Origin of the sequence: Acidovorax sp. 99, from assembly GCF_003096455.1 — a bacterium.
Taxonomy (GTDB): domain Bacteria; phylum Pseudomonadota; class Gammaproteobacteria; order Burkholderiales; family Burkholderiaceae_C; genus Acidovorax; species Acidovorax delafieldii.
This window is the reverse complement of the sequence record NZ_QEKU01000001.1, coordinates 2332538-2350723: the sequence shown is the minus strand read 5'-3', so window position 1 is coordinate 2350723 and position 18186 is coordinate 2332538. Positions and strand designations below refer to the sequence as shown.

Here is an 18186-nt window from a genome sequence, read left to right as displayed (position 1 = left end):
GATTCTGTTTTGAGATTTATTTTTTATTAATCATCTCATAACAAGAATATTTATGGATCTGGCAGCGCTCGAAATATTCCGCGCCGTCGCGCTGGAAGGCAGCGTGACCCGCGCGGCCGAACGGCTGGGCCGCGTGCAGTCCAACGTGACTACGCGCGTGCAACAGCTGGAAGAGCAGCTGGGCGCCACGCTGTTCCTGCGCGAGGGCAAACGCATGGTGCTGACGCCTGCCGGGGAGGCGCTGCGCGGCTATGCCGACCGCCTGCTGGCGCTGGCCGAAGAGGCCCGCCAGTCGGTGCACCCCGGCCAGCCCGGCGGCCGGTTGCGCCTGGGCGCCATGGAAAGCACGGCCGCCGCACGCCTGCCGCAGCCGCTGGCCCGGCTGCATGCGCAGTGGCCGGGGCTGGTGCTGGAGCTGTCCACCGCCCCCTCGCGCCAGCTGGTGGAGCAGGTGCTGGCCCACACCATCGACTGCGCGCTGGTGGCCTGGCCGCCGCCGGGCATCGACGCCGAGGCGCCGGTGGAGCACACCGCCGTGTTTGCCGAGGCCCTGTTGCTGGCCCTGCCCGCCGACCACCCGCCCGTGCACACGCCCCAGGACCTGCAGCTGGACACCCTGGCCGCCTTCAGCCCCGGCTGCACCTACCGCCGCATGGGCGAGGCCTTCATGCAACAGAAGGACGGCAGCCAGCCGCGCGTGCTGGAGCTGGCCTCGTACCACGCCATCCTGGCCTGTGTGGCCACCGGTCGCTGCGCGGGCGTGGTGCCCCAGGCCGTGATCGACCTGATGCGCGAGCCGCCTGCGCTGCGCCTGGTACCTTTGGCCACCTGCGACACGGTGCTGGTGCACCGGCGCGGCTACCAGTCCCCTGCGCTGGACGCGCTGCAGACCGCACTGACCTCCGGCGAAGCGCACCGCCCCGCGACATCGACCTGACCCCCTCCCCCCACAGATCGCACAAGGAGCCCCCATGCCCGCCGCCTTCACCACCCACCTGGGCCTTGCGCTGCCCATCATCCAGGGCCCGATGACCGGGTCGGACACGCCCGCGCTGGCCGCCGCCGTGTCCGAGGCCGGCGGCCTGGGCATTCTGGGCTGCGGCATGCGCTCGCCCGCAGCCATGGCCGAGGCCGCCGCTGAGGTGCGCCGCCGCACCGACCGGCCCTTTGGCATGAACCTGTTTGTGCAGGCCACGCCCACGCCGGACGACGCCACGGTGCAAGCCGCACTGCAGCGCCTGGCGCCGTTCTACGCGGAATTCGGCCTGGTGCCCGAGCGGCCCGCACAGTGGTGTGAGGACTTCGCGGCACAGTTCGACGCCCTGGTGGCCGCGCGCCCGGCCGTGGCCAGTTTTACCTTCGGCATCCTCACGGCGGCGCAGGTGGCACAGCTGCAAGCGGTGGGCAGCACGGTGGTGGGCACCGCCACCACGCTGGCCGAGGCGCAGGCCTGGGCCAGCGTGGGCGCGGATGCCGTCTGCGCCTCCGGCATGGAAGCTGGGGGGCACCGGGGCACCTTTCTCACCCCTACGCAGCCCGGCGCCACCGGTGCGGCGCCGTCGCTGGCCGACTTTGCGGCCAGCATGGTGGGCACGCTGCCGCTGGTGGCGCAGTGCGCACAGGCGCTGTCCATCCCGGTGATCGCTGCGGGCGGCATCATGGACGGGCGCGGCATTGCGGGCGTCCTGGCGCTGGGCGCCCAGGCGGTGCAGATGGGCACGGCATTCCTCACCTGCCCCGAGTCGGCCATTGGCACCGCTTACCGCGAGGCCCTGACACGCGCCCAGGCCACCGACACGCGCACCACCCGCATCTTCTCGGGCCGGCCGGCGCGCGGCATCGTCAATCGCATGATGCAAGCGCTGCAGGCCGACGAGGCCACCGTGCCGCCCTACCCCGTGCAGAACGCGCTGACCGGCGCGCTGCGCCGCGCGGCCGCCCAGGCGGGCCAGGCCGACTGCCTCTCGCTGTGGGCAGGCCAGGGGGTGGCCCAGGTGCGACCCATGCCTGCGGCACAGTTGATGGCGTTGCTGGCCCAGGAGTGGCAACAGGCCACCGCGCCGCGTGGCAACTCCCCTATCGGCCACCAATAACTACTATTTTTATAGCAGCAGGGGCATATTGAACTAGCGCTTGCGGCCAAAAACGCCCCAGAACCCGCGCAGTAGTCTCCCTGATATGAGCAGGGCACTCAAAACTGGCGCGCTGTGAAACCAAGTGCCACCGTGGAGCTGGCTTTGCCAGGCCACGGGTGGCGTTCCCCTTGGGGAAAGGCGCCGCAGGCGACTCAGGGGGGCTTCACTGCCTCCAGGGCAGTTCGCGCGCGGGGCCCTGGATCATGGGCGGCTGGGCGTTGAGGGTTTCGCCCGCCAGCACGCGCTCGTACATGCGTAGGTAGTTGCGGGCCATGCGCTCGGCGCCAAAGTGCTCCACCACATGCTGGTGGCAGGCGCGCGGGTCAAAGCGGTTGCCCCGCACCGCCTCGGCCAGCACCGAGGCCTGGTCGGACAGCACACCGCAGTGCACGGGCACCAGCTCGGGCAAGGCGCCGTAGGGCGTAGAAAACACGGGGCAGCCGAAGTACAGGCTCTCGATCACGGCCAGCCCGAACGGCTCATGCCAGCGCACCGGAAAGATCAGCCCGCGCGAGGCGTTGAGCAGACCCGTCTTCTGCGAGCCGCCCACCATGCCGTGGAAGTGGATCTTGCGCGACAGCGTCCAGCGAAAGCCGCGCTTGAAGTTGATGCGGTTACCGCCCAGCACGTCCAGCTCCACCCCGGCCATCTTGGCCACCTTGATGGCGCCGCGCACGTTCTTCACGCCCCAGGCCGCCTTGCCCAGGAAGTGGTAGTGCGAGCGCGGGCGGTCAAAGTCCACCGGGCCATAACCGGCCCAGTCCAGCCCGTTGTAGACGAACTCGCTGGAGCCATAACGCGCCGCGTGGTCGCGCGACAGGAACACCGTGTTGCGCGGCAGCGGCTTGGGCTTGCGGGCGTTGCCGTGCTCAGTCACCAGGTAGGGCTTGGACAGCTCGGAGCGCGGGTTGAACTGAAAGTGCGTGATGTCCACGTCGGCCGGGATCTGCCCCTCCCACGGCTCGTCCGGCCGGATGGGCAGCACCTGGCCGAAGTCGCATGTCGAGCCCTCGGGCACCAGATAGCTCACGCGGTGGCCCTGCTGCACCAACGTCTTGCCCAGGTCCCAGATCACGCGCTCGGTACCGCCGTAGCCGTACACCGGGATGGGAGAGTTGTTGACCAGCAGGATGTGCATGGCAGAGGTCCTTCAGGAAAGGGAGGCGGCGGCTTGCCCGGGCGTTTGCAGCCGCAGGCGCTCGCGGCCTTGCAGGATGGCCAGCACCAGCATGCCCATGAACAGGTAGAACATGGTGCCGCTGTTGTGCCCCAAAAACACCTGGGTGGTGCCAAAGCCCATATACGACACGGGCAGCAGCACGCCGATCATGCGCAGGCACAGCCCATCAGCATCGAGCACACCCGCAGCCCCCGGGAACACGCGGCGCCGCGTGGGCCAGAACAGCACCAGCGGCACCCCATAAAAAATCAGCAAGACCACCACGCCAGGGATGCCGCGCTTGGCAAAGATGTCCAGCAGCTCGTTGTGGGCGTGGCTGAACTGCAAAACAATCGGGTGCGCCTCACCGGCAGCCACGCGGCGCTGCTTCTCGGCCTCGTAGCCGTAGCGGCCCCAGCCGGTCAGGGGGCGGTCCAGGCCCATGCGCCAGGCCAGCCCCCAGTGCGCCAGACGCTGGCCGACCGAACTGGCCGCATCGCCCCGCGACTCGTACTGCGTGATCTCCTGCCGCGCCTCATCCACGCGCAGGCGCACCTCGTTGGCCTTGAAGGCCATCAGGCCCACAGCCCCCACCACGACCAGCACGGCGCCGATGATGGCCCTGCGGGGTTGGCCGGAGCGCCCCTGGAGCCAGACGCACAGCAGCAGCGCCATGGGCAACACCACCCAGCCCCCGCGCGACTCGGACAGCAGCGATCCCTCCAGGCCCAGCAGAATGCCCACCGCCCAGCCGCCCCGTTGCCAGGGCTTCCAGCGGTCCCACAGCACCAGCAGCGCCACCGAGCACATCAACCCCAGCAGCAGGCTGAGCCCGCCGTACTGGATCGCATTGGTAAAGCCGTTGGCGCGCGGTAGGTGCAGTACCAGGGCCTGGTACAGGCCGATCAGGCCCGCCCCGCAAGCGCCCACGGCAATACCGGCCCAGAGCCAGCGCACCCGCGGGGGATAGGCCAGCACGTACAGCAGACAGGGCAGCGCCAGCAGGTACTTGGCGGGCCGGTCCAGGTTGGACCAGCTGCCCTGGGCGGGGTCAAAGTCGAGAGCCCAGACCATGCCCATCGCCACGATGGAGCCAAAAAGCAGCCAGGCATCGCGCCCAGGCCCGCGCCGCAGCCACACCCCGGCGGTGGCCAGGCTGCACAACAGCAGTACCACCGCTCCCCAGGAGTAGCCCGAGCGCACCCACAGCGCCAGGCCCGGCACCATGAACGCCGCCACGCCCGACAGGCGCACAAAAAGATCGTCAGCTTTGGTCAACGGCGCACGCTCTCACTCAGTTGCTGGTGGTCGTACTCCAGGGCGGCATACCGGAAGAACGCCTCCAGCGCCACAAACAGGCAATACAAAAAACCGGCCCCGCCACACAGAAAACCCAGGCGGAACACATACAGGCGCAGGAACATGCTGGTGCCCGAGGCCAGGCCGCGCACCACCCCGCCCTTCTTGCCCGTCGCGGCCCGCTTGGCAGCGCCGAGCATCGCGTACTGCGTGAGCTTCTCCAGGCTGCCGCGCACGGTGGTGCGCGAGTAGTGCAGCAGCCGCGCTTCGATCAGGCGGCGCGGCACGGCGCCACCGCCCGGAGGTGGCAACAGCTCGGCCTGCTCGTGCACCACGCCTGTGAACTCGCGGACCATGGCGCGCACAAACAGGCGCTCGATCTGCGATTGCGAGCGAAAGTACTTGAGTTCGTGCCCATAGGCCACCATGCGCCAGCGGATGGTCCACACGGCCTGCGCGCCAGAGCGCACGATGGCCTGCAGCTCCTGGGCGAACGCCGGTGTCATCACCTCGTCGGCATCCAGGAAGAAGATGTAGTCACCCCGCGCATGGGCCAGCAGTCGGTTCCGCTGCACGGCAAAGCCCTTCCATTCGGGGTAGCTGTGGACCTCCGCGCCCAGGCGCTGGGCGATGGCCACGGTGTCGTCGGTGCTGCCGCTGTCCACCACCAGCAACTGGTCGGCAAACGCGGCGCTTTGCAGGCAGGCTTCGATGCGGTGCGCCTCGTTGAGGGTCAGCACCGCCACGGTCAACGTGGGCGGCGCCGATGCGCCACCGGTTGCAACTGGCATCAACCCATCAACCGGTCAGTGGCCAGCGTGCACATGCTCTCCGGCCTTCAGCCGGTACACCGTGCCGCAGTACGGGCACTTGGCTTCACCCGTGCGGGCCACGTCCAGGTACACCTTGGGGTGGCTGTTCCACAGCTTCATGTCGGCCTTGGGGCTGGGACAGAAAACGCCGCCTTGGGCGTTCAGGTCTTTGGCCAGGAGTTCAACGGTTGCTTGCGACATGTTCTTCAGACCTTGCTCAGCCAGTGGGCGTATTTCGGATTGCGGCCACCGACGATGTCGAAGAAGGCGCTTTGGATTTTTTCGGTGATCGGGCCGCGCGAACCGCTGCCCAGCTCGATCCGGTCGAGTTCGCGGATGGGCGTGACCTCAGCGGCTGTGCCGGTGAAGAAGGCCTCGTCGGCGATGTACACCTCGTCGCGCGTGATGCGCTTTTGCACGATCTCCAGGCCCAGGTCCTTGGCGATGTGGAACACGGTGTTGCGGGTGATGCCGTTCAGGGCACCGGCCGACAGGTCGGGCGTGTAGATCACGCCGTTCTTGATCACAAAGATGTTTTCGCCCGCGCCTTCGGACACAAAACCCGAGCTGTCCAGCAGCAGGGCTTCGTCGTAGCCATCGTCCGTGGCTTCCATGTTGGCGAGGATGGAGTTGGTGTAATTGCTCACCGCCTTCGCCTGCGTCATGGTGATGTTGACGTGGTGGCGGGTGTAGCTGCTGGTCTTGACGCGGATGCCGCGCTTGAGGCCTTCCTCGCCCAGATAGGCGCCCCAGGCCCAGGCAGCGACCATCAGATGAATCTGGTTGCCCTTGGGCGAAACACCCAGCTTTTGCGAGCCGATCCAGGTCAATGGACGCAGATAGCAGGATTCGAGCTTGTTTTCGCGCACCACGGCTTTCTGGGCCTCATTCACCTCTTCCTTGGTGAACGGGATCTTCATGCGCAGGATCTTGGCGCTGTTGAAGAGGCGGTCGGTGTGCTCTTCCAGGCGGAAGATCGCCGTGCCATTGGCGGTGTTGTAGGCGCGCACGCCTTCGAAGGCGCCGCAGCCGTAATGCAGGGTGTGGGTCAGCACGTGGATCTTGGCGTCGCGCCAATCGACCATCTGGCCGTCCATCCAGATCTTGCCGTCACGGTCGGCCATCGAGGGAACTACGGGGCTCATGGGTGTCCTTTGGTTGCTGTGGGTCGCAAAACCAGGATTTTACGGGGCGGCGGGCGGCGCGCCTTCTCCATCAGCGGCAGGGTTGTCCTGGGGGCGGACCAGGGTCCACACCACCAGCTTGCCCTGCTGGAACTCGCAGGTCACGTACGAGCGGGTGCCGTCGGTCCAGCGGTAGACCTCGGGCTGCACGTTTTCGGCCGACACGCGCTCTCCCAGCGCCTGGGTCATGGCCACCACGTGCATGAGGTTCACGCCCTTCGTCAGCCGAGCGTTGAGCATCACGGCGCTGCCCACATACCCGATGGGGCGCTTGGCGGCCTTTTGCATCACGCTCATCAGCCGCGTGAAGTGCAGCAGGCCCCACATGAGCAGCCCACCGGCCACGGCAGCCACTCCGGCCCAGCCGTAGGCATAAAAACCAAACCCGATCAGGGCCACCGCCCCCAGGGGCACCAGGATATTGCGCAAGTTCATAGGTCGAGATTGTCTTATGGCGCCATGGACATGGCGCTGTGGGCATTGCTTACAGACCGCGCACCACGTTCATGGCCTCTTCCACCCGCTCGACGGCGTGGATGGTCAGCCCTTCGATGGGTTTTTTGGGCGCATTGGCCTTGGGCACCACGGCCACGCTGAAACCCAGCTTGGCAGCTTCCTTCAGGCGCTCCTGCCCCCGGGGCGCGGGTCGCACCTCACCGGCCAGCCCCACTTCACCAAACGCCAGAAAGCCGCGCGGCAGCGCCTTGCCCCGCAGGCTGGAGGTGATGGACAACATTACCGCCAGGTCGGCTGCGGGCTCGCTGATGCGCACGCCCCCCACCGCATTCACAAACACGTCCTGGTCCATGCAGGCCACCCCCGCATGGCGGTGCAGCACGGCCAGCAGCATGGCCAGGCGGTCCTTGTCCAGGCCCACACTCAGGCGCCGGGGGCTGGGGCCGCCGCTGTCCACCAGGGCCTGGATCTCGACCAGCAGGGGGCGTGTGCCCTCCAGCGTCACCATCACGCAGCTGCCGGGCACGGGCTCGGAGTGCTGACTCAAGAAGATGGCGCTGGGGTTGCTCACGCCCTTGAGGCCCTTTTCGGTCATGGCGAACACGCCAATCTCGTTGACGGCGCCAAAGCGGTTCTTGATGGCGCGCACCAGGCGGAACTGGCTGTGGGTATCGCCTTCGAAGTACAGCACCGTGTCCACCATGTGCTCCAGCACGCGCGGCCCGGCCAGAGCGCCCTCTTTGGTCACATGGCCCACCAGAATCACGGCGATGCCCGTGCCCTTGGCCATGCGCGTGAGGTGCGCTGCGCATTCGCGCACCTGGGCGACCGAACCCGGTGCGCTGGTGAGCTGGTCGGAATAGGTGGTCTGGATGGAGTCGATGACGACCACGGCCGGTTGCGTGGCGTCCACCGTGGCCAATATTTTTTCGAGCTGGATCTCGGCCAGCAGCTGCACCTGGCTGCCCTCGATGCCCAGGCGGCGTGAGCGCAGCGCCACCTGCGCGCCGCTTTCCTCGCCTGTCACGTACAGCGTGGGCAGGCCTGCGCGCTGCAGCGCGTCCATGGCCTGCAGCAGCAGGGTCGATTTGCCAATGCCTGGGTCGCCGCCGATCAGTACCACGCCGCCCTCCACAATACCACCGCCCAGCACGCGGTCCAGCTCGTCGATGCCGCTGGGGGTGCGGGCCACGTCCTGGGCCTCGATGGCCGCCAGCGGAAGGACGGGTTGCGCATTGGCCAGACCCGCGTAGCCCTGCGGGGCGCTCAGGCGGTTCTTGCCCGGCCCGGCCTCGGCCACCTGCTCGATCAGCGTGTTCCAGGCGCCGCAGGACGGGCATTTGCCCAGCCAGCGCGGGCTGGTGCCGCCGCATTCGGTGCAGGTGAACGTGGTTTTTTCTTTGGCCATGGCAGGTGTCGGTGGGCGAACGCAAAAGCAGGGGCAGCCGACTATAGCGACCCGCCCCGCACACGAAGACAACAGCCCGTACGATGGCGGGCTTGGCACCGCACGGAGTTGACATTGCAGACACCCACCAACCGCTTCAAACAGGCCATGGCGCAAAGCCGGGCGCAAATCGGCCTCTGGCTCGGGCTGGCCAACGCCTACAGCGCAGAGATCCTCGCGGGCACCGGCTACGACTGGCTGCTGGTCGATGGCGAGCACGCGCCCAACGACCTGCGCTCCATCCTGCACCAGCTGCAGGCCATCGCCAGCGCCACCAGCGCCCTGCCCCCCGGAATGCAGGCGCCCCACCCCATCGCCCGGGTGCCGGTGGGTGACACGGCCCTCATCAAACAGTACCTGGACATCGGCGCACAGACCCTGCTGGTGCCCATGGTCGATACGCCCGAGCAGGCCCAGCAGCTGGTGCGCGCCACGCGCTATGCGCCCGAGGGTGTGCGCGGCATGGGCAGCGCACTGGCCCGCTCGTCGCGCTGGCAGGCCTACCCGCAGTACGTGCACGAGGCCAACCAGCAGATCTGCCTGCTGGTGCAGGCCGAGACCGTGGAAGCCATAGCCAACCTCGACGCGATTGCCGCCACGCCCGGTGTGGACGGCGTGTTCATCGGCCCGGCCGACCTGTCGGCCTCGATGGGCCACCCCGGCAACCCAGGGCACCCGGATGTGCAGGCCGCCATCCACGACGGCATCGCGCGCATCCTGCGCGCGGGCAAGGCGCCGGGCATCCTGGCCACCAACGAGGCCCAGGCGCGCCAGTGGCTGGCGGCCGGCGCGCTGTTTGTGGCCGTGGGCGTGGACACCATGCTGCTGGTGAGCGCTGCGCAGGAGCTGCTGGCCCGCTACCGCAGCGCGCCAGACGCCGCCCCCAACCGGCCCGCAGGCTACTGAACTTTTCTTCTTCCAGACCCAAGGACAGACATCCATGAAAGCATGTATTTACGGTGCGGGCGCCATCGGCGGCTGGCTGGGCGTGGCCCTGGCGCAAGCGGGCCACACCGTCAGCATGGTGGCGCGGGGCGACACACTGCGCGCTCTGCAAACCGAAGGGCTGCGCATGCGTCGCCCCGACGGCACGCTGGCGCAGGTGGCCGTCACGGCCCACAACGACCCGGCAGCCCTGGGTGTGCAAGACCTGGTGGTGGTCGCCGTCAAGGCGCCGGGCCTGCCTGACGTGGCGCGTGCCATGGCCCCGCTGATCGGGTCCGACACCATCGTGCTCACCGCCATGAACGGCGTGCCGTGGTGGTTCCTCGATGGCTTTGGCGGCGCGGCGCAGGGGCGTGCCCTTGAATCCGTGGATGCGGGCGGCGTGATCGCCCGCGCTATCCCGACGAGCCATGTGGTGGGCAGCGTGGTGCACACCAGCTGCTCGCTGGAGGCACCGGGCTTCGTCAAACAGCATTTCGGCAACCGCCTGATCGTGGGCGAGCCCGATGGCAGCCGCAGCGAGCGCTTGCAAGCACTGGCCGACACGCTGCAGCGCGGCGGCATCGATGTGGAGGTGAGCACCACCATCCAGAAAGACATCTGGTTCAAGCTGTGGGGCAACCTCACGGTTAACCCCATCAGTGCCCTCACCGGCGCCACCACCGACCGCATCCTGGACGACGACCTAGTACGCGGCTTCGTGAGCGCCGTGATGCTGGAAGCCAAGGCCATCGGCGAAAAGCTGGGTCTGCCGATTGACCAGCAGCCCGAAGACCGCCACGCCGTCACGCGCAAGCTGGGCGCGTTCAAGACCTCGATGCTGCAGGACGTGGAAGCGAACAAGCCCCTGGAGATCGACGCCCTGGTGGGCGCCGTGCGCGAGCTGGGGCAGCTCACCGACACGCCCACGCCCCACACCGACGCCTTGCTGGGCCTGGTGCGGTTGATGGCACGCACACGCGGCCTGTACTAAGAGCGGCTAACAAAACTCTTCTGGCGTCGTTGCTGTGTCTTGTCGTACTGCTCGTACTGCCTGCGACACAGCGCCTAGCCAGAACCGCTTCGCTGAGTTTTGTTTGCCGCTCTGAGTCATCTCAAGCAAAATCGGCTGCAGGCGCTAGTGGAATATGCATCAGCAGCTATTTAATTCATAGCAAACCAACCATGACCCAACTCACGCTGTACTACACCCCCGGCACCTGCGCGCAGGCCGTTCGCATTGCTCTGGAAGAGGCCGGCGCCCCCTACGACCTGGTGCGCGTGGACTTCGCCGCTGGCCAGCAACGCACGCCTGAATACCTGGCGGTCAACCCCAAGGGCCGCGTGCCCGCGCTGGCCACGCCGCAAGGCACGCTGACGGAGACCCCTGCCCTGCTGGCCTATGTGGCGCAGAGCTTTCCCGCAGCGCGCCTGGCGCCCGCCGACGCCTACGGCTTTGCGCGCCTGCAGGAGTTCCACAGCTACCTCGCGTCCACCGTACACATCGCCCACGCCCACCGCCCCCGCGCCAGCCGCTGGGCCGACGAGCCCGAGGCCCAGGCAGCGATGCAGCGCAAGGTGCCGCAGAACATGACGGAGTGCTTCAACCTCATCGAAAGCCACTACCTGCCGAACACGGACCAGGGGCCCTGGGTGATGGGCGAGCAGTACACCGTGGCCGACGGCTACCTGTTCACCATCGGCACCTGGCTGCACAGCGACGGTGTAGACATAACCCAGTTTCCGAAGGTGTTTGCACACACGCAGCGCATGCTGCAGCGCCCGGCGGTGCAGCGAGCAATGGCCTGAAACGCCCACGGCGGACACAAAAAAGCCCCGGTGCTTCGGGTCAGAAGCGCCGGGGCTTTTTGTTGGCAAATTGGATCAGTTCACCTTGAGATACCGCCAGTCGATGCGGTTGTCGGCGCGGTGGATGATCTCTACCTTCTTCGTGCCCGCCCACGGAATGACCTGGTTGTACAACGGGATGTGCGACACCAGCTCATGCTCCTTGATCAGCGCCTGCTCGATCAGGCCGTTGCGCGTTGCAGTGTCTGTTTCCTTCTTCACACGCTCGATCAGCGCGTCCATCTGCGGGTCTGAGAAGCGGCCCAGGTTGAAGTTGCCATCACCCCCCGCGCCGGGCGAGCGCACCAGCGACTGCAGGCTGTAGAACGCGTCAAACGTGGGCACGCCCCAGCCCAGCAGGTAGATGCTGGCTTCGTTGCGCTGGATCATCGGGAAATACGTGGCAAACGGCAGCGAGCGCAGCTTGGCCTTCACGCCCACCTTGGCCCAGTGCGAGGTGATGGCCTGGCACAGCTGTTCGTCGTTGATGTAGCGGCCCGCACTGCACGCAAAGTCCACTTCAAACCCATTGGGGTAGCCCGCGTCGGCCAGCAGCTTCTGTGCGGCCTTGGGGTCGTAGGGGTAGCGCACGTCGGCCTTCTTGGTCCAGCCGTTGACCTGGTTCGCGATCAGCGTGCCCGTGGGCTGGGCCAAGCCGCGCAGCACCACGCGCTGAATGGACTGGATGTCGATGGCCTGGTACAGCGCCTTGCGCACACGCAGGTCCTTCAGCGGGTTCTTGCCCTTCACGTCCGAGCCGGGCAGCTCGTCGCGGAACTGGTCCAGCCCCAGGAAGATGGTGCGGTACTCTGGCCCTTCCAGCACCTGCAGGTTGGGCGTCTGTTTGATGCGCGCCAGGTCTTGCAGGCTGGGGTCGATCACAAAGTCCACCTCCCCCGACAGCAGCGCGGCGGTGCGCGTGGCGTCGGCCTTGATGGGGGTGTAGACGATCTCGGTCAGGTTGGTGGGGTACTTGCCCTTGCCCCACCAGTGCGGGTTGGGCTCCAGCACCACACGCTGGTCGGGCGTCCACTGCTTGAGCTGGTAGGGGCCAGTGCCCAGCGCATTGCGGTGGGCATAGTTTTCGTCCTTGGTCTTGATGTCCTTGGGCTCGACCGACTTGTTCTTTTCGGCCCAGGCCTTGCTCATGATGCGCAGCTCGGTCAGCTGGTTCACCAGCACCGGGTTGGGCAGATCGGAGTGGATGTCGATGGTGTAGGCGTCGACCTTTTCCACACGGTCAATGCCCTGGGTGTAGACGGCGAAGTTGGAGCTTTTGGCCTTGGCGCGCTCCAGCGAGAACTTGGCGTCGTCGGCGGTGAACTCGCTGCCGTCGCTGAACTTCACGCCCTTGCGCAAGGTCAGGCGCAGCTGAGTGGGCTTGATGAGCTTCCACTCGGTGGCGAGCGAGGGCTCGGGCTTGAAGGTCTTGCTGTTGTATTCCACCAGCGTGTCGTACACCGCGCCGTGCATGGTGTTGTTCACGCCCACGTTCTGGGTGTGGATGTCCCAGGTGGAGATGTCCACCGACCGGGACCAGCGGAAGGTCTTGGCCTGTGCGGCCAGGGGCAGTGCCGCAACAACGGCGGCGGCCAGGAGTAGGTGTTTGAAGCGCATGGACGGGAGGATAGGCAAAAACGCCAAAAAATGCTGAATGGCCGCACTATCCCCCAAGCAACGCTGCATGGGAACGAACTTATTCTTCTTAGCTTAGAGCCATCACCCCTGCCAGCACCAGCATGGTGGTGGCCGTCACCCCATCCAGCACCCGCCACGCCGCCGGGGTGGCAAACAGCGGCGCCAGCCAGCGGGCGCCGAGGCCAATCAACAAGAACCACAGCGCGCTGGCCAGCGAGCCCCCTGCGGCAAACAGCGCACGGCCCCAGGCCGGGTAGGGCGTTGCCATGGTGCCCAGCAGCACCACGGTGTCCAGGTACACATGCGGGTTGAGCCAGGTGAGTGCCACCACGGTGGCCAGCGTGGTGCGCAGGCTGGTACCGGGGCCGCTGGTGGCGACCAGCAACTGTCCTGGGCGCAGCGCCCGCGCGGCCGTCTGTGCCGCATACATCAACAGGAACAGCGCACCCGCCCAGCGCATGAACTGCGCCCACTCGGGCCGCGCCAGCAGCACGCCGCCCATGCCCCACACGCCCACCTGCAGCAGCACCGCGTCCGACAACGCGCACACCAGCACCACGGGCATCACATGCTCGCGCCGCAGCCCCTGGCGCAGCACAAATGCGTTTTGCGCGCCAATGGCCATGATGAGCATGGCAGTGGATGTGAAACCGTGAACGAACGCAGTGGAGACCATGGGCACGGATTCTGGCCAAGGGCCTGCGTTGACGCCAGCTATACTTTTTAACGATCCGTCAAAATGGCTAACCACCCATGCAACTCGACTCCGCCCAGCTCAACGCCTTTGCCACGGTGATCGATGAGGGCAGCTTCGAGCGGGCGGCGGCCATGCTGCATGTCACGCGCTCAGCGGTGTCGCAGCGCATCAAGCTGCTGGAAGAGCGCGTGGGCCAGGTGCTGGTGCGCCGCGCCACGCCCTGCACGCCCACCGAGGCCGGGCAGGCGCTGTACCGCCATGCGCGCGAGGTGGCGTTGAGCGAGGCCGATGCGCTGGCCACCATTGGCGGCGGGCAGCACAGCACCACGCGGCTGGCGATTGGTGTGAATGCCGACTCGCTGGCCACTTGGTTCCCCCACGCCATGGCACAGGCGGCCGAGGGGCAGGCCATCACCTTCGACATCCATGTGGAAGACCAGGACCATTCGGCCAACCTGCTGCGCGAAGGCCGCGTGATGGCCGCCGTGACGGCCGACCCGCAGCCCGTGCAGGGCTGCCAGGTGCTGCCGCTGGGCACGCTGCGCTACCGCGCGCTCGCAAGCCCTGCGTTCATGGAGCGCCACTTTGCGCAGGGCGTGAACGCCACCACCCTGGCGCAGGCGCCCATGCTGGTGTTCAACCGCAAGGATGCGCTGCAGGCGCGTTTTGTAGGCCGCATCACGCGCCGCAAGCTCGCACCGCCCGTGCACTGGCTGCCCGAGGCACATGCGTTCGTCAAAGCCACCCGCGCCAGCCTGGGCTGGGGCATGACGCCCGACCCGCTGGTGGAGGATGACCTGAAGACTGGTGCGCTGGTCGAGCTGATTGCAGGCAAGCCGGTGGATGTGCCGCTGTACTGGCAGTGCTGGCGCCTGAATGTGCAGGCGCTGCAGCATGTGACCGCAGCCGTGCAGCGGGCTGCTGCGCTGACGCTGCTGCGCTGAGAAGAAAGTCGAGAGGGATGTAGCAAGCAAGGGCCGACTACGCAGCGCTCGCCAGGTCCTCGTGGTGGTCCGCCGCGCCGCGCTTCCAGTAAGCGGAGATGCGCATGCGTTTCGCGTCCACGCCCGGCTTGGCCATCACGGCGCGGCGCACGGCGGCCATGTCGCTGTGTTCGCCAGCGGCCCAGACAAAGCCCGCGCCGGGCGGCAGCGACAGCGCCTCCACAGCGGCAGGCAGCGCGCTCACCCATTGGAGATCCACCTGCGCCGCGCTCGCCAGCGTGCGCTGGTCGGCCGGGTTGCTCAGCTGGATGCGCACGGTGGCCACCGCGCTGGCGGGCAGCTCGGCCAGGCGGCGGGCGATCGCGGGCAGCGCGGTTTCGTCGCCCAGCAGCCAGTGCCAGTCGAAGCCCGTGGGCACCACCATGCTTCCGCGCGGCCCGGCAATGCCCACCCACTGGCCCACGGTGGCGCTGGCGGCCCAGTCGGTGGCGGGGCCCGCGTCGTGCAGAGCCACTTCGATGTCCAGCTCGCCTGCTACCGCGTCAAAGCGCGCGGGGGTGTAGTCGCGCAGCACGGGGCGCGGGCCATCAAACACGGGGCGGCCGTCCTGCAGCGTGGGCAAGGTGGGGCGGTCTTGCCCGGGCGAGGGAAGGATGAGCTTGAGATGGTCGTCGAACCCGGCGCTCATAAAGCCCGCCAGCTCGGGGCCGGCCAGGGTCAGCCGCACAAAGCCGGGGCTGACCTGGGTGCGGCGCACCACCTGGAGGTGGCGGCCCTGCAAAGGGTGGCGAATGCGCTCGATGGCGAGGGAGGGGGCCGTGGCGGCCAGGGGCAAGGAAGCGTTCATGGCGTAAAATGTTGATTTAATCAACCAAATCAACCAAATCATCCGTCATTCAGTTGACTTTGTCAACCGATAGCCACGCCATGCCCCCACGCGCCCGCCCCGATGTGTTTGAAGCCCTGCACGACCTGATGCACGCCTACCGGGCGCGCATGGTGCGCGCGATGACCTCCGTGCACCCGGACCTGACCTTCAACGAGGTGCGCGCGCTGAACTTCATCGGCCGCCACCCCGGCGCCACGCAGAAAGAGCTGGTGCGCCACAGCGGCGCCGACAAGGCCCAGGTGGCACGCATGCTGGGCCTGTTGCAGGACAAGGGGTGGCTGGAACGCCAGCCGCACGCCGAGGACCGGCGCAGCCTGTGCCTCACGCTGAGTGCCGAGGGCCAGGCGCTGTACCAGGCGCTGCAGGCCGCGCGGCAAACCCTGTCGGCCCAGGTGCTGGCGGGCTGCGACGACGCCACCCAGGCGCAGCTGCTGGCCCTGCTGGCGCGGGTGCGGACCAACCTGGACGCGCTGCCCCCCCTGGAGACTGGCGAGGACTGCAGCCACGGCAAGGGCCGATCCTCCCGTTAAGGGCCCCACAGGGGGTTTCAAGCGCTTTTGAAGGGATTTTTGCCCCAAGCGCTAGTGCAATATGCCCTGACAGCTATCAAATAGAGAGCAAATCAGCGCCCCTGGATCACGCGCAGCGCCTCGGGCAGCGAATGCACATGGGGCAGGAAATGGTCGATGGTGGCGCCCAGCAGCACGGCGCAGACCAGCGCGCCCAGCAGCGGCTTCCAGGTCAGGCGCACGGCGGCGCTGAGCCAGCCCTCGCGCTCCACCCCCACGGCGGCGCGGGCAGTGGCCACCGAGAAGGCAATCTCCACCGCCACCGTGAGCAGCACATCCCAGCCAAAAAACAGCATGGCCAGCGAGCCCGCCCCCAGGATCAGTGCCGCGCCAATGAGAAAGATGGCCACCACGGGCACGACCACCACAGCGCCCTCGTCGGCGCTGCCCAGCGCATCGGCCGCGCCCCCGGCAATATCGCCCAGCACGCCGGAGTCGCTGCCGGAGCCCCCGCTGGACAGGCCCTGCGTCCACCCGCCCCCAAAGTCCCCCGATGCGCCACCGCCGCCAAAGTTGCCACCGCCGGTGCGCGGCAAGGGCACCTGGCCTCCACCGGAGGGGCCATTGCCACTGGGCCAGGAGATGTCGGGCAATTCCACACTGCTGCCGTCGCCCGACGACCCGTCCCGCCGCACCAGCCGCGCTGCCCAGGCGCGCAGCACCAGCAGATAGCCGATGTAGCCCACCGACAGCGTAATCAAGTACCGCAGCGCCAGCGACTCCACGCCCAGCACCATCTGCAGGTGCGAGGTGGCCCACATCAGCAGCAGCGTGAAGCTGCCGATCAGCAGCCCGTGCCAGCGCAGGCTGTAGCGCTGCTGCAGGGTGCGCGCGACCGCACCATGTTGCGGCATGCGCACCGAGCGCCAGGTGGAACTGCCTTTTTTCTTGGAACTGGAGGAGTTGCTGCGGGGTGTGGCCATGGAAGGAGCGCGCTGCGCGCGGCGGCAAACAGACGGCGCCATTTCACACCAGTTTCAGGCCGCGCCCCACACCGGCTGCCCCTGCGGCGTGAACTTGTGCGCGAACCGCGCCCTGCCGCACGCCAATGTAGGGGGGCTTCAGGCCCCGCCGTCCACCACCACCGGCACGCGCTGCGCCAGGGCGCACATCAGCTCGTAGCCCACGGTGCCTGCTGCCTGCGCCACCTCGTCGATGGACAACACCACGCCATTGCTGGCGCGGCCCCAGAGCGTGACCTCGCTGCCAAAGCCCACCTCCACACCCGCCTGCTGCAGGGGCGTGAGGTCCACCGTCACCATGTCCATGCTCACCCGCCCCACCAGGCGCGTGCGCACGCCGTTCACCAGCACCGGCGTGCCGGTGTCGCAGTGGCGGGGGTAGCCGTCGGCGTAGCCACAGGCGGCGATGCCAATGGTGAGCGGGCCGTCGGCCGTGAAGCGCGAGCCATAGCCCACGGTGTCGCCCGCCTGCAGTTGCTGGGTGGCGATGAGGCGCGTGGACAGCGTCATGGTGGGTTGCAACCCCCAGTGGCCGGCATGGTGCTCGGGGAAGTCCGGCGCGCTGCCATAGACCACGATGCCCGCGCGCACCCAGTCGGCGCGCACACCCGCATCCTGCGCGTGGCGCAGCGTGGCGGCACTGTTGCTCAGGCTGCGCTCGCCAGGCAGGTCCTGCGCGGCGGCGTTGAAGGCCGCCATCTGGTGCGCAATGCCGCGCGGGCCGTCGGCGTCGCTGAAGTGGGTCATGAACGAAATCTCGTCCACCTGCGGCAGCGCATTGAGCCGGGCCCACGCGGCGCGGTAGCGCTCGGGCGTGAAGCCCAGGCGGTTCATGCCCGAATTCATCTTGAGGAACACCCGGTGCGGCACCTGCGTCTTGTGCGCAGCCAGCATGTCGATCTGCTCGTCGCAGTGCACCGCATGCCACAGGCCCAGGCGAGAGCACAGCTCCAGGTCGCGCGGCTCGAACACGCCTTCGAGCAGCAGGATGGGCCCGCGCCAGCCCAGGTGGCGCACGCGCTCGGCCTCGGCCAGGTCCAGCAGCGCAAAACCGTCGGCGCCGCGCAGGCCCTCGTATACCCGCTCGATGCCGTGGCCATAGGCATTGGCCTTGACCACCGCCCACACCTTGGCGTCAGGCACCGACTGGCGCACGCGCGCGAGGTTGTGGTGCAGGGCCGTGGTGTGGATGGTGGCAGCAATGGGACGGGGCATGGGACAGA

At 67.6% G+C, this 18186-nt stretch carries 19 protein-coding genes; 7 read left to right on the top strand and 12 right to left on the bottom strand.

The features are described 5' to 3' along the window. The first annotated feature begins 52 nt into the window (after positions 1-52). Both C8C95_RS11000 and C8C95_RS10995 read left to right on the top strand, forming a co-directional pair. The gene (locus tag C8C95_RS11000; protein WP_116748623.1) at positions 53-937 is read left to right on the top strand and encodes a LysR substrate-binding domain-containing protein; all 885 of its coding nucleotides are present in this window, start codon (positions 53-55) and stop codon (positions 935-937) included. Between the two features lie 34 nt (positions 938-971). After that, the gene (locus C8C95_RS10995; protein ID WP_116748622.1) at positions 972-2093 is read left to right on the top strand and encodes a nitronate monooxygenase; all 1122 of its coding nucleotides are present in this window, start codon (positions 972-974) and stop codon (positions 2091-2093) included. Positions 2094-2298: 205 nt separating this feature from the next. On the opposite strand, the gene C8C95_RS10990 is transcribed toward C8C95_RS10995, so the two are convergent. Genes C8C95_RS10990 through radA form a run of 7 tightly spaced genes read right to left on the bottom strand, consistent with a single transcriptional unit; the run spans position 2299 to position 8453 of the window. Next, on the bottom strand, positions 2299-3273 hold the full coding sequence (locus tag C8C95_RS10990) for a glycosyltransferase (protein ID WP_116748621.1): 975 nt from the start codon (positions 3271-3273) through the stop codon (positions 2299-2301). Between the two features lie 12 nt (positions 3274-3285). Further along, entirely contained in the window at positions 3286-4572 is a 1287-nt protein-coding gene (locus C8C95_RS10985; protein ID WP_116748620.1) for an O-antigen ligase family protein, read from the bottom strand. Beyond that, on the bottom strand, positions 4569-5384 hold the full coding sequence (locus tag C8C95_RS10980; protein ID WP_116748619.1) for a glycosyltransferase family 2 protein: 816 nt from the start codon (positions 5382-5384) through the stop codon (positions 4569-4571). The genes C8C95_RS10985 and C8C95_RS10980 overlap by 4 nt, the downstream gene beginning before the upstream one ends. A gap of 15 nt (positions 5385-5399) precedes the next feature. Further along, on the bottom strand, positions 5400-5606 hold the full coding sequence (locus C8C95_RS10975) for a zinc-finger domain-containing protein (RefSeq protein WP_056057299.1): 207 nt from the start codon (positions 5604-5606) through the stop codon (positions 5400-5402). A gap of 5 nt (positions 5607-5611) precedes the next feature. After that, a complete protein-coding gene (locus C8C95_RS10970) occupies positions 5612-6550 on the bottom strand; it encodes a branched-chain amino acid transaminase (protein WP_056057294.1) in 939 nt (312 codons plus the stop codon). Positions 6551-6589: 39 nt separating this feature from the next. Then, positions 6590-7024: a glycerate kinase gene (locus tag C8C95_RS10965; protein ID WP_116748618.1), complete on the bottom strand. Its 435-nt coding sequence runs from the start codon at positions 7022-7024 to the stop codon at positions 6590-6592. Between the two features lie 49 nt (positions 7025-7073). Further along, entirely contained in the window at positions 7074-8453 is a 1380-nt protein-coding gene (gene radA, locus C8C95_RS10960; RefSeq protein ID WP_116748617.1) for a DNA repair protein RadA, read from the bottom strand. Between the two features lie 114 nt (positions 8454-8567). Here radA and hpaI point away from each other — a divergent pair, with 114 nt between their 5' ends. The 3 genes from hpaI to C8C95_RS10945 all read left to right on the top strand — a co-directional run bounded on the left by hpaI (position 8568) and on the right by C8C95_RS10945 (position 11225). Beyond that, complete coding sequence (hpaI, locus tag C8C95_RS10955) at positions 8568-9398, top strand: 4-hydroxy-2-oxoheptanedioate aldolase (protein ID WP_116748616.1); 831 nt, start codon at positions 8568-8570, stop codon at positions 9396-9398. Positions 9399-9432: 34 nt separating this feature from the next. Beyond that, complete coding sequence (locus C8C95_RS10950) at positions 9433-10410, top strand: 2-dehydropantoate 2-reductase (RefSeq protein ID WP_116748615.1); 978 nt, start codon at positions 9433-9435, stop codon at positions 10408-10410. 191 nt (positions 10411-10601) lie between these two features. Continuing rightward, the gene (locus C8C95_RS10945; protein ID WP_116748614.1) at positions 10602-11225 is read left to right on the top strand and encodes a glutathione S-transferase family protein; all 624 of its coding nucleotides are present in this window, start codon (positions 10602-10604) and stop codon (positions 11223-11225) included. A 75-nt stretch (positions 11226-11300) separates the two neighbouring features. Here the strand turns inward: C8C95_RS10945 and C8C95_RS10940 are convergent, their stop codons facing one another. Together C8C95_RS10940 and C8C95_RS10935 are read right to left on the bottom strand one after the other, a co-directional pair. Further along, on the bottom strand, positions 11301-12881 hold the full coding sequence (locus tag C8C95_RS10940; protein ID WP_116748613.1) for an ABC transporter substrate-binding protein: 1581 nt from the start codon (positions 12879-12881) through the stop codon (positions 11301-11303). An 88-nt stretch (positions 12882-12969) separates the two neighbouring features. Next, positions 12970-13578, bottom strand: a complete 609-nt coding sequence (locus C8C95_RS10935) for a LysE/ArgO family amino acid transporter (RefSeq protein WP_063461013.1) — start codon at positions 13576-13578, stop codon at positions 12970-12972. Between the two features lie 77 nt (positions 13579-13655). Here C8C95_RS10935 and C8C95_RS10930 point away from each other — a divergent pair, with 77 nt between their 5' ends. Continuing rightward, entirely contained in the window at positions 13656-14543 is an 888-nt protein-coding gene (locus C8C95_RS10930) for a LysR family transcriptional regulator ArgP (RefSeq protein ID WP_116748612.1), read from the top strand. Between the two features lie 37 nt (positions 14544-14580). On the opposite strand, the gene C8C95_RS10925 is transcribed toward C8C95_RS10930, so the two are convergent. Further along, complete coding sequence (locus C8C95_RS10925) at positions 14581-15390, bottom strand: siderophore-interacting protein (protein WP_116748611.1); 810 nt, start codon at positions 15388-15390, stop codon at positions 14581-14583. A gap of 80 nt (positions 15391-15470) precedes the next feature. On the opposite strand from C8C95_RS10925, the gene C8C95_RS24005 reads away from it, so the two are divergent. Next, positions 15471-15962, top strand: coding sequence for a MarR family transcriptional regulator (locus C8C95_RS24005; protein WP_116748610.1), 492 nt, complete (start codon positions 15471-15473; stop codon positions 15960-15962). Between the two features lie 92 nt (positions 15963-16054). On the opposite strand, the gene C8C95_RS10915 is transcribed toward C8C95_RS24005, so the two are convergent. Both C8C95_RS10915 and alr read right to left on the bottom strand, forming a co-directional pair. Beyond that, positions 16055-16924: a hypothetical protein gene (locus tag C8C95_RS10915; RefSeq protein WP_116750246.1), complete on the bottom strand. Its 870-nt coding sequence runs from the start codon at positions 16922-16924 to the stop codon at positions 16055-16057. Positions 16925-17062: 138 nt separating this feature from the next. Next, positions 17063-18178, bottom strand: coding sequence for an alanine racemase (alr, locus tag C8C95_RS10910; RefSeq protein ID WP_116748609.1), 1116 nt, complete (start codon positions 18176-18178; stop codon positions 17063-17065). Positions 18179-18186 lie beyond the last annotated feature (8 nt).

Bases quoted from the DNA above. Each gene is read 5' to 3' on its own strand.
- C8C95_RS10950 (WP_116748615.1), top strand. From the start codon at position 9,433: ATGAAAGCATGTATTTACGGTGCGGGCGCCATCGGCGGCTGGCTGGGC.
- C8C95_RS11000 (WP_116748623.1), top strand. From the start codon at position 53: ATGGATCTGGCAGCGCTCGAAATATTCCGCGCCGTCGCGCTGGAAGGC.
- C8C95_RS10945 (WP_116748614.1), top strand. From the start codon at position 10,602: ATGACCCAACTCACGCTGTACTACACCCCCGGCACCTGCGCGCAGGCC.
- C8C95_RS10940 (WP_116748613.1), bottom strand. From the start codon at position 12,881: ATGCGCTTCAAACACCTACTCCTGGCCGCCGCCGTTGTTGCGGCACTG.
- C8C95_RS10970 (WP_056057294.1), bottom strand. From the start codon at position 6,550: ATGAGCCCCGTAGTTCCCTCGATGGCCGACCGTGACGGCAAGATCTGG.
- C8C95_RS10980 (WP_116748619.1), bottom strand. From the start codon at position 5,384: ATGCCAGTTGCAACCGGTGGCGCATCGGCGCCGCCCACGTTGACCGTG.
- C8C95_RS10925 (WP_116748611.1), bottom strand. From the start codon at position 15,390: ATGAACGCTTCCTTGCCCCTGGCCGCCACGGCCCCCTCCCTCGCCATC.
- C8C95_RS10975 (WP_056057299.1), bottom strand. From the start codon at position 5,606: ATGTCGCAAGCAACCGTTGAACTCCTGGCCAAAGACCTGAACGCCCAA.
- C8C95_RS10990 (WP_116748621.1), bottom strand. From the start codon at position 3,273: ATGCACATCCTGCTGGTCAACAACTCTCCCATCCCGGTGTACGGCTAC.
- radA (WP_116748617.1), bottom strand. From the start codon at position 8,453: ATGGCCAAAGAAAAAACCACGTTCACCTGCACCGAATGCGGCGGCACC.
- C8C95_RS10930 (WP_116748612.1), top strand. From the start codon at position 13,656: ATGCAACTCGACTCCGCCCAGCTCAACGCCTTTGCCACGGTGATCGAT.
- C8C95_RS10995 (WP_116748622.1), top strand. From the start codon at position 972: ATGCCCGCCGCCTTCACCACCCACCTGGGCCTTGCGCTGCCCATCATC.
- alr (WP_116748609.1), bottom strand. From the start codon at position 18,178: ATGCCCCGTCCCATTGCTGCCACCATCCACACCACGGCCCTGCACCAC.
- C8C95_RS10965 (WP_116748618.1), bottom strand. From the start codon at position 7,024: ATGAACTTGCGCAATATCCTGGTGCCCCTGGGGGCGGTGGCCCTGATC.
- C8C95_RS10915 (WP_116750246.1), bottom strand. From the start codon at position 16,924: ATGGCCACACCCCGCAGCAACTCCTCCAGTTCCAAGAAAAAAGGCAGT.
- C8C95_RS24005 (WP_116748610.1), top strand. From the start codon at position 15,471: ATGCCCCCACGCGCCCGCCCCGATGTGTTTGAAGCCCTGCACGACCTG.
- C8C95_RS10935 (WP_063461013.1), bottom strand. From the start codon at position 13,578: ATGGTCTCCACTGCGTTCGTTCACGGTTTCACATCCACTGCCATGCTC.